Here is a 12,420-nt window from a genome sequence, read left to right on the forward strand (position 1 = left end):
ACCCTCGGTGCCCGCCGCAGTCGTATGTGCCGTGCGTACAGAATCGGCTACGGGCGCGTCGCCAGCTCGAACCAGACCACCTTGCCCGACGACAGCCGCGTAGCGCCCCACCGTCTCGCCAGCCGGTTCACCAGGAACAGCCCGCGCCCGCCCTCGTCCGTGTCCCGCGCCCGCCGCTGCCTGGGCAGCTGCGGCGAGTCGTCTCCGACCTCGCAGCGCAGTACGTCCGTACGCAGCAACCGCAGCGTCACGGGCCGCTCGGCGTACCGCACCGCGTTCGTCACCACCTCGCTGACCAGCAGCTCCACCGAGTCGCTCAGCTCCTCCAGACCCCAGCGTGCCAGCGCGCGCCGCGCCAGCCTGCGGGCCCGTCCGGGGGCCTGTTCCTCCGGCTCCAGGAACCAGTACGCGACATCGCTCGGCGCGATCCCGTCGAAGCGGGCGGCGAGCAGCGCGATGTCGTCGTCCCGGTCACCTGGTCCGAGCATGTCGAGTACGTCGTCGCACAGGGCCTCCAGCGGCGGCGAGTGGTCCGGCCCCGTCAACTGCGCGGTGGCGGCGAGCCGTTCCCGCAGCTGCTCTATGCCGGTCCAGACGTCCCGCAGCCGCGACTCCACCAGCCCGTCGGTGTAGAGCAGCAGTGTGGCGCCCGCCGGGGCGTCCAGCTCGACGGCCTCGAAGTCGACTCCGCCGACGCCGATGGGCGCGCCCGGCGGCACCCGCAGCACTTCGGCGCGGCCGCCCAGGTGCAGCAGGATGGGCGGCGGGTGGCCCGCGTTGGCGATGGTGATCCGGTGCGAGACCGGGTCGTACACGGCGTACAGGCAGGTCGCCATCCGGTCCTGGCCGAGCCGCTGCGCCTGCTCGTCGAGGTGGTGCAGGACCTCCTGCGGCGGCAGATCCAGACCGGCGAGGGTCTGGGCCGTCGTCCGCAGCTGGCCCATGATCGCGGCGGAGGTCATGGAGTGGCCCATGACGTCTCCGACGACCAGCGCGACGCGGCTGCCCGGCAGCGGGATCGCGTCGTACCAGTCGCCGCCGACGCGGGCCGTCTCGGCGGCCGGCAGGTAGCGGGAGGCCAGCTTGACGCCGGTCGGCTGCGGGAGCGAGTCGGGCAGCATGGTGCGCTGGAGCTCGTCGGCGATGTACGCCTCGCGCCCGTACAGCACGGCCTTGTCGATGCCGAGCGCGGTGTGAGTCGCCAACTGGGCCGCGACCAGCAGGTCGTTCGCCTCGAAGGCCGGCCGCTCGGGGCGGCGCAGGAACACCGCGGCGCCGATCACGCGGCGCCGGCCGCGCAGCGGTGCGAGGATCGCGCGTCGCCCGGCGGGCAGGCCCATGGAGTCGCCGAGCAGCTCGGGCAGGGCCGCCCGCGCCGACGCGGAGTCGCCGAACACCGGGCGTACGCCCCTGAGGACCTCGGCGAGGGCGCCCCCGCTGCGCACCTCGCACAGCTGGTGGGCGGGCAGCGGCTCGGCCTGGAGGTCGATCTCCTCCGCTCCGTCATCGGCTAAACGCAGCCGGTCCGTGCGGCGCAGACGCAGCACGAACGGCACGGCGGGACGCTCGTCGCCGACCGGCAGAGGGTCGCGCAGGTAGACGAGGATCGCGTCGGTGAAGGTCGGCACGGACGCCCGGCACAGGCCGAGCACGATCTCGTCGAGATCGATGCCCCGCGCGATCCGCCGCGTCGCCGCGCCCACGAACCGCAGCCGGTCCCCCTCACTCCTGGCCTCCCCGGCCTGTTCCGGGACTCCGCCGCCGTTGGCCGGCAAGGGAGCGGGCGCGGGACTCGGCACCGTTGGGGGCGCCTCCTCCTGCCGCGTCCGGGTGCGCTCGTGCGGCCTGGCAACCAGGGGCTGCCGGCCTTCGTGCGAGGTGGACTGGTGCTCCGTCACGCGTGGGGTTCCGTCCGTCCGGGGAGCTTGTGCGATGCAATCGCTTTGTGTGGCGATATACCCGCTCTGCGGGCGGCCTCGACAGGACGGTGGGCCCTGAACTCGGCAGACTTGCTCTCCGGCACGGCTCCACCCCCCTGTGGTGACATACGGTCAGGTTCTACTCCGGGTCCGCTTGTTGCGGGCGGGATCATTGCGATCAGTGTTGCGGAAGGCGATCCTACGTTTGACCCATGGGGGCGTTTCAAGGGTCTCACGGAGCCATGTGAACAGGAGTGCGGTCCCAGTCATCGGGCAATCGGGGCACCGCCCACCTCGGATCGGGCCGCCAGTTCTCCCAGCCGTCCCGGAACGGAGCGCCCCACGCGTTGATCAGGCGGACCGCCGCGCGCCCCGCGTCCCGTACCTGCCGGGCCTGGGCGGCGCTCAGCAGCCCCACCCGGCGGGCCTGCTCGAACTCGTCCTCGTCCAGCCAGCACCAGGCGCGGTCCGGGCTCACGGCGATGTCGAGGAAGTGGTCCTCGGAGTCGACGCCGCCCGACCAGCGGGTGCGCGGCTCCTCCAGGTTCACGTACCAGTTCTTGAACTGCCAGCCCCGTTCCCAGAACAGCCACACCGACCAGGGGTCGCCCGGCCGCGCCAGCTTCAGCACGCCGTTGCCCCACCACCGCGAGGTGGTGGTGGTCCGCGGCGCCGTATACCGCGTGGCGAGTGGCTCTTCGTGTACGGGCGTACCGTTCGCGAGCACCGGCCGGACACACGGGGTGCCCGGCGCCATCCACACCGCGAGCAGTTCGTCGGTGTCGCGGACGACCGTGACGGGGCGGCAGATGTGGATCCGGTCGGAGGCATTGCCGCGGTAGCGCCAGAGGATGTGGTCCCCCGGCGCCCAGCGCGCCCCGCCCGCCCCGCTCACCGTAGCTGTCATGAGCAGATCTTAGGAGCAGGTTCCGCCAGTTGCTCCGACCGAGGTCACGGGTGCGTCATACGCAGCACGTCCAACGCCTCGTCGAGCTGTTCCACCGTGAGGTCGCCCCGCTCGACGTACCCGGATTCCAGGACGACTTCGCGGATGGTCCGGCGCTCGGCCAGCGACTTCTTGACGACCTTCGCGGCCTCTTCGTACCCGATGTACTTGTTGAGCGGGGTGACGACGGACGGCGACGACTCCGCGTACTCGCGGGCGCGCTCGACATGGGCGGTGATGCCGTCGACCGTACGGTCGGCCAGCAGCCGGGAGGCGTTGGCGAGCAGCCGCACGGACTCCAGCAGGTTCTTGCCCATCACGGGCAGCATGACGTTGAGCTCGAAGTTGCCCGCCGCGCCGGCCACCGCGACCGTCGCGTCGTTGCCCATCACCTGCGCCGCGACCATCAGCACGGCCTCGGGAATGACCGGATTCACCTTGCCGGGCATGATCGACGAGCCCGGCTGGAGGTCGGGAAGGCTGATCTCGGCCAATCCGGTGCGCGGTCCCGACGCCATCCAGCGCAGGTCGTTGCAGATCTTGGTGAGGGAGACCGCGATCGTACGGAGCTGACCGGACGTCTCCACGAGTCCGTCCCGCGCGCCCTGCGCCTCGAAGTGGTCGCGTGCCTCGGTGAGCGGCAGTCCGGTGCTGCGGGCGACTTCGGCGATGACGGCGGCCGAGAAGCCGGGCGGGGTGTTGATGCCGGTGCCCACCGCCGTACCGCCGAGGGGGAGTTCCGCCAGGCGCGGGAGGGAGGCGCGCAGGCGCTCGACGCCGTACCTGACGGCGGCGGCGTAGCCGCCGAACTCCTGGCCGAGGGTGACGGGCGTGGCGTCCATCAGGTGCGTACGCCCCGACTTGACGACGTCGGCGAACTCGGCGGACTTGCGCTCCAGGGCGGCGGCGAGGTGGTCGAGGGCGGGGACGAGGTCGCCCGTCACGGCGGCGGTCGCGGCGATGTGGATGGAGGACGGAAACACGTCATTGGACGACTGGGAGGCATTGACGTGGTCGTTGGGGTGGACGGGGCTGCCGAGGCGCTCGGTGGCGAGCGTGGCGACGACCTCGTTCATGTTCATGTTGGAGGACGTGCCGGAACCGGTCTGGAAGACGTCGACGGGGAAGTGCTCGTCCCAACGCCCCTCCGCGACCTCCGCGGCCGCGTCCTGGACCGCCTGCGCGATGTCCTTGTCGAGCACGCCGAGTTCGGCGTTGACCTGGGCGGCGGCGGCCTTGATGCGGGCCAGTGCCTCGATGTGGGCGCGCTCCAGGCGCTGCCCGGAGACGGGGAAGTTCTCCACGGCCCGCTGGGTCTGGGCGCGCCACTTGGCGTGGGCCGGAACACGTACTTCACCCATCGAGTCGTGCTCGACGCGGTAGTCGTCCCGGTGGTCCTCAGCCGTCATGATCGATCCTCTCCTCGGAAAAAGTTGAGCACTTGTCTTGTTCTGCGTATTCCCAAGTCGCCTACCCGCCAGTAAATACCCGGGGTAACAACAAACCGGGGAGGCGCAATGCAGCGCACACGGCTCAGACTTCGCTCCACGCTCGCGGCCACCGCCGCACTGGCGGTGGCCATCGGCGGCGGCCTGGCGGCAACCACCCCCGCCACGGCCGCTGACTCGACCACTACCGCATCCACCACCGCATCCACCCCCCTTCCGGCCGAACTGGAAGCCATCCGCGCAGCCGAGGCGACCAAGCTCTACGGCGACCCGGCCGAGCGGCCCATGGATCAGCGTAAGAGCGGGCTGATCTCGCTGGGCGACAGCGAGATCTCGGGTGAGGGCGTCGGCACGTACGAACCCGGCACCAACGGCCCCGACAACTGGTGCCACCGCTCGCCGGACGCCGCCATTCACCGGACCGGCATCCCGGCCGACGTCACGTACAACGTCTCCTGCTCGGGCGCGTACACCGGCAACATCAGGATCGGTGGAAACAAGCAGTACGCCGACGAACTGGTCCAGAGCGACAGTCTGGCCGTCAAGGCCCGCAACACCAGGATCAAGATGGTCCTGCTGGTCGCCGGAGCCAACGACGACCTCCAGTTCGGCCCGGTCATGACGGACTGCGTCACGCGCTGGCTGACCATCCAGGGGCCCTGCGAGCCGAAGTACGCGCCCGGCTGGCAGGGGCGCGTCGACGCGCTCGTGCCCAAGGTCGAGCAGACGGTCAGGGATCTGCGGACGGTCATGCGCGGCGCCGGGTACGCCGACGGCGACTACAAGATGGTCGTGATGGGCTACCCGAGCCCGATCGGCCCCGACTTCAAGGACAATCCGAACTTCCCCGGCAAGATCCCGGGCGGGTGCGTGGGGTACGACTCCGACGCCGCCTGGGGCCGCAACACCGCGGTCCCGGTCTTCGAGCGCGGGATGCGCACGGCGGCGGCGAACACCGGGTCGGTCTATCTCGACAACTCCCGCCTGTTCCACGGCCACGAGGTGTGCATGGAGGATCCCTGGGCGCGCGGCCTGTACATCGACCTCTCCAAGCCCGGCACCCCGGACGAGAACTCGGTCCGCCAGTCCTTCCACCCGAACATCCGCGGCCACGCGGCCTTCGCCTCGTGCCTCACCCAGGTCTACAACTCCTCGCTGAGGGAGGCGAGCTGCGCGGACCCGGCGAGTACGGGAAAGCCCGTGCTGTTCGCGGGGGCGTGGGACGACGCGTACAAGCCGCTGAAGAACGCGGGGACGGGGACGTGCGCGGACGTACCCGGATCGACGACCCTTAACGGGACGGCGGTGGGCGGCTGGGACTGCCACGGCGGCCGGAACCAGGGCTGGTGGTACGACACCGCCCAGAAGTCGCTCCGTACGGCACTGAGTCACGACCGGTGCCTCGACGTGCCCGGCGCGAAGTATCAGGCGGGTGCGGGGCTGATCCTGTGGAACTGCTCGGGCGCGGCGAACCAGCAGTTCGTACGCGACGGCTCGACGATCCGCCCGGCAGCGGCGACGGGTCTGTGCGTGACGCTGGCGGCGGCGAAGGACCCGCTGAAGCTCCAGCCCTGCACGGGCGCGGCGAACCAGCGGTTCGCGTAACGGGAACGGGATCGGCGTGGCGCGGTGGTGCGGGCCCTTTCACCGGGGCCCGCACGGCGGCGGCGTGGCCAGGGCGGCGAGGACGGTCTCCATCGCCCGCCGCAGGGTGGCCCGGTCGGTGGTGTCGGGCCCCGGCCGGACCACTCCGTCGTACGTGAGCCCTTCGGCGAACGCCACGACGATCCGCCCGCCTTCCGCGGGGTTCGGGCTGCCGAGCCCGGCCGCCACCAGGCGGGCCTGCTCGACGAAGCGTTCCCGGGCGCGCCGCAGCTCGGCGCCGGTCTCGTCGTCGGGGCGGCCGGCGGTCAGCAGGATCTCCAGCCGCGCCCGGGTGCGCTCGCGCTGCGGGCCGAGCCAGTGGGCCAGTACGCCCGCGAACCGGTCGGCCATCTGCCGGACGGGCGGGGCGGACGCGAACTCCTCGGCGACTTCCGCCTGCCCGATGTCGGCCAGTTCCTCCTCGGCGATGAGTGAGACGACGCCGGCGAGCAGCTTTTCCCGGGTGCGGAAGTAGTAACTCGTCGAGCCCACCGGCACGTTCGCCCGGGCATCGACCGCCCGGTGCGTGAGGCCGCGCAGCCCCTCGGCGGCGATGACCGAGACGGCGGCATGCAGCAGGGCCGCCACCCGTGGGCTCCGGCTCACGCTGTCGCCCGCTTCCGCAGCTCCCCGAGCATCAGTCTGCGGGTGAGGCCGCTGAACGGACGGATCACCAGCCAGTAGCGTCCCATCGCCCGCCGCGCCTCGGGATCGGTGCAGACGACGCGCGTCTCGGTGACGACCCTGGTGCGCCGGCCGTCAGGTGATTGCGTGAGCTTCAGGACGAACACCGCCTTCGCGTGGTTCGGTTCGGCGAACGCCAGGAACGCCTCGGCGCCGACGACGTCCGTACGGTTGGCGGCGCCTCCCATCGTCCACCACTGACCCACGATGCCGTGCACCACTTCGCGGGGCGGGTCCTCGGCGAGCGGGACGGACAGGGTGGGCATGTCTTCGTGCGTTCCGCCCCGGTTGCGGAGCCGGCCGAGGAGCCGGCGGACGGCGACCAGCGCCCGTACCGCCCGGACGTTCTTGAATCCGCCGGTCCTGTCGAAGTCCTGGATGGCTGCCCATACGGCCTCGGCGGGGGCGGGTATGACGGCCTCGTGCGCGGAGGCGAAGTGGGGGTGAGGAACGAACCGGTCGGCGAGCGTGCTCATGGAATTGACCTCTCTGCCGGACTCTACTTCTGTAGAGGACTCTACAGAAGTAGAGCGCGCTGCGGGCGAAAAACGGCGACTGCCCCCGACCGCGATGTGCGGTCGGGGGCAGTCGCCTCGGGGGCCGGGGGCTCAGGCCAGGCCAGGACCCCGCACCGGGATCGAGGTGAACGTCGGGGCCGGGGCGGGCTCAGTGAAGAAGTCGTTGCCCTTGTCGTCGACCACGATGAACGCCGGGAAGTCCTCCACCTCGATCCGCCAGACCGCCTCCATGCCGAGTTCCTCGTACTCGACGACCTCGACCTTCTTGATGCAGTCCTGCGCGAGACGCGCCGCCGGACCACCGATCGAGCCCAGGTAGAAGCCGCCGTGCGCACCGCACGCGTCCGTCACCTGCTTCGACCGGTTGCCCTTGGCGAGCATGACCTTCGAGCCGCCCGCCGCCTGGAACTGCTCGACGTACGAGTCCATCCGTCCGGCTGTGGTCGGGCCGAAGGAGCCGGACGCGTAGCCCTCAGGAGTCTTTGCCGGACCGGCGTAGTACACCGGGTGGTCCTTCAGGTACTGCGGCATCTCCTCGCCCGCGTCCAGCCGCTCCTTGATCTTGGCGTGCGCGATGTCGCGCGCAACGACCAGCGGCCCGGTCAGCGAGAGCCGGGTCTTGACCGGGTACTTGGTGAGCTCGGCCAGCACCTCGTCCATCGGCCGGTTCAGGTCGATCTTGACGACGTCCCCGGCTTCATCCAGGTGCTCGTCAGTCGTCTCCGGCAGGAACCGCGCCGGGTCCTTCTCCAGCTGCTCCAGGAAGACGCCCTCAGCCGTGATCTTCGCGACGGCCTGCCGGTCCGCCGAGCAGGACACGGCGATCGCGACGGGCAGCGAGGCGCCGTGGCGCGGCAGCCGCACCACGCGCACGTCGTGGCAGAAGTACTTGCCGCCGAACTGCGCGCCGATCCCGATCTTCTGCGTCAGCTCGAAGACCTTCTCCTCCAGCTCCTTGTCCCGGAAGCCGTGGCCGAGGGGCGAGCCCTCGGCCGGCAGCTCGTCCAGGTAGTGCGCGGAGGCGTACTTCGCGGTCTTGAGCGCGAACTCGGCGCTCGTACCACCGACGACGATCGCCAGGTGGTACGGCGGGCACGCGGCCGTACCCAGCGAGCGGATCTTCTCCTCCAGGAACTTCATCATGGAGGCCTCGTTGAGCACCGCCTTCGTCTCCTGGTAGAGGAAGGACTTGTTGGCGGAGCCGCCGCCCTTTGCCATGAAGAGGAACTTGTACGCGCCGCCGTCGGCCGCGTACAGCTCGATCTGCGCGGGCAGGTTCGAGCCGGTGTTCTTCTCCTCCCACATGTTCAGCGGGGCCATCTGCGAGTAGCGCAGGTTGAGCTTGGTGTACGCGTCGTAGATGCCGTGAGAGAGGGCTTCCTCGTCGCGGCCTTCCGTCAGGACGTTCTGCCCGCGCTTGCCCATCACGATCGCCGTGCCCGTGTCCTGGCACATCGGCAGGACGCCCGCAGCCGCGATATTCGCGTTCTTCAGCAGGTCGAGCGCCACGAACTTGTCGTTCGAGGACGCCTCGGGGTCGTCGATGATCCGGCGCAGCTGCGCCAGGTGCGCCGGCCGCAGGTAGTGCGAGATGTCGTGCATCGCCTCGGCGGCAAGGGTGCGCAGCGCCTCGGGGTCGACCTTGAGGAACGTACGGCCGTCGGCCTCGAAGGTGGAAACACCCTCTGCGGTCACCAGGCGATACGGCGTGGTGTCCTCTCCCAGGGGGAGCAGATCGGAGTACGCAAACTCTGGCATTACGGCCATTCCTCACTCGGCAGACGGCAACTGGCCTCCATTGGCGCAGCGCGCCCACCAGCGTAAGACGCCGGCGGAATGCCGGGTCTGTGAGGTAAGCCTCAGTTGGGCGATGGCCGTCTGCCGCACGACCTCTGGGGCAGGCGGGCGGCTGGCCTGTCGATCTTCCGGTTCGCGTGCGGCGGGCACCAGCCGCGTGCTGTTGCGCGCGCACGACGGTGGAGTCCACCACGATGTCCCGGGCGACCTCACTCGCGGCGTCCGCCGCGGCGACCTGCTCCAGCAAACGTTCCCAGGGTTGCGCCGCTCTTTCCAGACGGGCCCGGCACGTATTCGCTCAGGAAACGGTCCTGGTCGGAGCGGTCCGGGTGTTACAAGCGCGCCTCGGGGCCGGCCCGGTCGGAGTTGGTCGCCGACCGGGCGCACTGTCGCCTACAACAGGTGGTCGGCCTTGCCGGCCTTAATGTCGCGGATCATGTTGCGCAGGGCCTCGTGGCTGTCGGTGAGGTGGCGGTCCTCCTCGCCGTTGATGGCGATGTAGCCGTTACCCTCGTTATCGGTTCCTATGCGGAAGCAGTTGTTGCCTTCGCCGCAGAAGGCGTCTTCCCAGTCAATTTCGGCCATGTCGGCGTCCTTCACAGTTGGCGTGCGATGTGGTGGATGAAGTCCCGTGACTCCTTGGGTGGAAGCGCGGCCTTGTCCATCCAGTCCAGGTGGGTGCGGTACTTGCTGAGCTGTGCCTCGGAGTACATGAACTCGGGTCCGTGCGCGGAGTCGAGCTGCACGGTGTCCAGTTGAGGGACGATCCCCTCCGCGTAGAGAAGCGCGTGACCGGCGCCGGGGAAAGCGCCGCGCTCGACTGGGATGACCTTCAACGCCACGTGGTCGCGCTCGGACGCTGTGCAGAGGTGATCAAGCTGCGCCTGAGTGACCTTGCGGCCGCCGAACTGCATGCGCAGCGCTGCCTCATGGATGTAGCCCACGTAGTCGAGCGGTACGTCCCGGGTGAAGACCTTCTGGCGTTCCAGGCGGTGGGCTACGCGCAGTTCGACTTCGAGCCGGGGCAGCGGCGGAAGCACGGCGCTGAAGACGGTGCGCGCGTACTCCTCGGTGTGGAGAAGGCCCGGGATGTGCACGGTCTGGGCGGTGCGCAGGCGGGCTGCGCTCCACTCCAGTTCTGCGATGTCGAGAAGACCTTGTGGGAGCGTTCCACGGTAGTGGTCCCACCAGCCGCGATCCCGGTTGCCGGCCATCTCGGCCAAGGCGTCGACGTAACGCCTGTCTGAGCACTCGTAGTTGCTGGCAAGCGTATGTACGCGTTCCGGGCTGATGGGGCGGATACCGGACTCCATGTTGGAGATCTTGGTCCGGTCGAGGCCCAGGAGCCCTGCGGCATATTCGGTGGTTGCACCGGCGGCAGTGCGCATCTTCCGAAGTTCGGCACCCAGTCTCTTCTGGCGTTCGGTGGGTGTGGGTCGCGTCGGCATGCTGCCCCTTCTCGGGCCGGATGGTCGGGTTCAGTCTGCCGCCGCACGGTGGTGCCGGTCCACCCTTCGAGGCAATTGCCTCTCATTCGATGGACACAGGTGCCCCCGACTGCTCTACATTGAGTAACGCACCGCTCACGTTCCGGTGAGTTGAGAAGTGCATCGCGCGGTCCTGCCCGCAACCTCCTTCCCTGGGAGGGGCAGCCCGCGTCAGGGAGACAGGCCACCACTCATCGCCCGTACCGCCGCGTGAGCCACCCGCCCCCACCAAGGGAGTCAACGATGCCTCCATACCTCCGCACCGCACTCTGTCCCGTCGCCAGCGCCGCGCCCAGGCCCGGCGGCCCGTACCTGCGTCCCCGCGCGGACGACGGGCTCGCACTCAGCCTCACCGTGCCCTGCGAACCCCGCAGCGCCGCCATCGCCCGTAACGCGATGACATCCGCGCTGCACGCACACGGCCTCGACCGCTACGGCCCGCTCGCCACCCTTGCCGCGACTGAACTGATCTCCACAGCAGCAAAGTTGACCACGGGCGATGACCTCTACCTCTCCCTCCGCCACCGCGACAACGCACTCCGCCTGGTCGTCTGGGACCAGCACCCTCACCACGCCGACCCCGACGCCGTAACCCTCTGCGAGCAACGGCGCCGGCGCTCGCTGTGGCTGCTCGCGGCCGTGGTCGACGACTGGGGCGGCGAGTGGGGCATCGGCGACGCCCGCCCACCCCACTACGGCACCAAGTCCTGGGTCGTCCTGCCCTGGTGACCGGCTTCGCGGCGCCTCGGGGGTGGGTTGGGATGCGCCTACGTCCCCCCGAGGTGCCGCGAAGTAATTGCCGGAGCGAGCCAGTGCGCGATACGCCGGTGCAACCCCGGACGTTTCGGTGGGCGGCCCCGGTTCGCTTGACGACCGCCAGGGCGAGGTCGAGTTTCTCGCGGCACCAGCCAACGAGGGAGCCGGCGTAGACGCCGTCGGTCCGGACCAGGGTGATCTCGCGGTGCAGCTACCGCAGGCGCCCCAGCAGACCGACGGCGGCATACCGGTCGGGGACGTCGCGGCGGTCATTGCGACAACCAGGAGCAGGGCAGGCAGTCGGTCACGATGTGCCTCTTTCTGCCCGGCCCCTTCTTGCCGCCGTCGTATCCCCGTGAGGCCGCCGGCACCGACGCGGCAGCCCGCGCCCATTGCGCGTCGATGATCCCCGCACACGGTTCCGCCTTGCGCCCCTCGCGCATCCCGGGGCGCCGACCCGGCCGCCGTCGCCACGTCGGCTCCTCACCCGCCGTGTACACCTGGGGGGCTTCTTCAGCGAAGCGGCTCGTGTGCGACGCGTTCTCGCTGACCCGGTGCGGAGGCCCCAGTTCCGAAGATCGATTTCCGGTCGAGCATATCCGGAATGGAGTCTGTGATTCGCCTCCCTCTTCGCGGGCCAGTCACGGGTAACGCACAGCATATGCAGCAGGATTGCGCATGCTGCAACAAGGCAAGGGCCGGGATTGGTCCAGGACGGTGGGGATATGATGTGCAGCCAACTCTTGCTGCAGGTAACTCACTTGTGCCTTTAATCACCGCGTCCCACAGGGGGCTTTAGCTAAGACGTCACCAGCTGAAGGAGTACACACGAATGACGAGGATGAAATTCGTCGCTGCCACGCTGCTCACCATGGCACTCGCGGTGCCCACGGCCACGGCGGTTGCCGCTGAATCCTACGGCGGCGGCGCCCATGCCTGGTCTCCGGCTAGCAGTGACAGCGGGAAGATAGCCGTCAAGGACAACAGCCGTGACGGGGACCCGGTGAAGGCCGAGTACTACCGGGTGGACAGCTCGGAGACGAAGCGGACCCTGTGGAATCACAGTGGCCCGGGAACCACCGCCTACTCCGGTGACGGGTCCAGAATCTACAAGTTCAAGGCCTGCGACGAGAACTACGGCTCGCCGGACGACTGCGCGGCGAACTGGACCATCTCGTAAACCGGCTCTCCAGAGCTGCTTCTGCCGCACCAGCCCGTCCC

Annotated in this window: 11 protein-coding genes; 3 read left to right on the forward strand and 8 right to left on the reverse strand. The window is 69.6% G+C overall.

Features of this window, described 5'->3' with window-relative positions:
• Positions 1-47 precede the first annotated feature (47 nt).
• The 3 genes from J7E96_RS11705 to J7E96_RS11715 all read right to left on the reverse strand — a co-directional run bounded on the left by J7E96_RS11705 (position 48) and on the right by J7E96_RS11715 (position 4,274).
• The gene (locus J7E96_RS11705; RefSeq protein WP_215130261.1) at positions 48-1,898 is read right to left on the reverse strand and encodes a SpoIIE family protein phosphatase; all 1,851 of its coding nucleotides are present in this window, start codon (positions 1,896-1,898) and stop codon (positions 48-50) included.
• A gap of 253 nt (positions 1,899-2,151) precedes the next feature.
• Entirely contained in the window at positions 2,152-2,826 is a 675-nt protein-coding gene (locus J7E96_RS11710) for a DUF402 domain-containing protein (RefSeq protein ID WP_251069756.1), read from the reverse strand.
• A 44-nt stretch (positions 2,827-2,870) separates the two neighbouring features.
• Positions 2,871-4,274 (reverse strand): aspartate ammonia-lyase, encoded by a 1,404-nt coding sequence (locus tag J7E96_RS11715; protein ID WP_215130262.1) that lies wholly within the window; start codon positions 4,272-4,274, stop codon positions 2,871-2,873.
• Between the two features lie 108 nt (positions 4,275-4,382).
• Here J7E96_RS11715 and J7E96_RS11720 point away from each other — a divergent pair, with 108 nt between their 5' ends.
• The gene (locus tag J7E96_RS11720; protein WP_215130263.1) at positions 4,383-5,918 is read left to right on the forward strand and encodes a ricin-type beta-trefoil lectin domain protein; all 1,536 of its coding nucleotides are present in this window, start codon (positions 4,383-4,385) and stop codon (positions 5,916-5,918) included.
• A gap of 39 nt (positions 5,919-5,957) precedes the next feature.
• Here J7E96_RS11720 and J7E96_RS11725 read toward each other — a convergent pair whose 3' ends face one another.
• The 5 genes from J7E96_RS11725 to J7E96_RS11745 all read right to left on the reverse strand — a co-directional run bounded on the left by J7E96_RS11725 (position 5,958) and on the right by J7E96_RS11745 (position 10,404).
• Entirely contained in the window at positions 5,958-6,563 is a 606-nt protein-coding gene (locus tag J7E96_RS11725) for a TetR/AcrR family transcriptional regulator (RefSeq protein ID WP_215130264.1), read from the reverse strand.
• The gene (locus tag J7E96_RS11730) at positions 6,560-7,117 is read right to left on the reverse strand and encodes a hypothetical protein (protein ID WP_215130265.1); all 558 of its coding nucleotides are present in this window, start codon (positions 7,115-7,117) and stop codon (positions 6,560-6,562) included. The genes J7E96_RS11725 and J7E96_RS11730 overlap by 4 nt, the downstream gene beginning before the upstream one ends.
• Before the next feature lie 132 nt (positions 7,118-7,249).
• Complete coding sequence (locus J7E96_RS11735) at positions 7,250-8,926, reverse strand: fumarate hydratase (protein WP_215130266.1); 1,677 nt, start codon at positions 8,924-8,926, stop codon at positions 7,250-7,252.
• A gap of 423 nt (positions 8,927-9,349) precedes the next feature.
• Complete coding sequence (locus J7E96_RS11740; RefSeq protein ID WP_215130268.1) at positions 9,350-9,541, reverse strand: hypothetical protein; 192 nt, start codon at positions 9,539-9,541, stop codon at positions 9,350-9,352.
• 11 nt (positions 9,542-9,552) lie between these two features.
• Positions 9,553-10,404 carry a helix-turn-helix transcriptional regulator gene (locus J7E96_RS11745; RefSeq protein ID WP_215130270.1) on the reverse strand — a complete coding sequence of 284 codons (852 nt, stop codon included), beginning with the start codon at positions 10,402-10,404 and terminating at the stop codon, positions 9,553-9,555.
• A 282-nt stretch (positions 10,405-10,686) separates the two neighbouring features.
• On the opposite strand from J7E96_RS11745, the gene J7E96_RS11750 reads away from it, so the two are divergent.
• Complete coding sequence (locus J7E96_RS11750) at positions 10,687-11,172, forward strand: ATP-binding protein (RefSeq protein ID WP_215130272.1); 486 nt, start codon at positions 10,687-10,689, stop codon at positions 11,170-11,172.
• 859 nt (positions 11,173-12,031) lie between these two features.
• Positions 12,032-12,379 carry a hypothetical protein gene (locus tag J7E96_RS37250; RefSeq protein WP_251069757.1) on the forward strand — a complete coding sequence of 116 codons (348 nt, stop codon included), beginning with the start codon at positions 12,032-12,034 and terminating at the stop codon, positions 12,377-12,379.
• Positions 12,380-12,420 lie beyond the last annotated feature (41 nt).

Origin of the sequence: Streptomyces sp. ISL-96, from assembly GCF_018614035.1 — a bacterium.
Classification (GTDB): Bacteria; Actinomycetota; Actinomycetes; order Streptomycetales; family Streptomycetaceae; genus Streptomyces.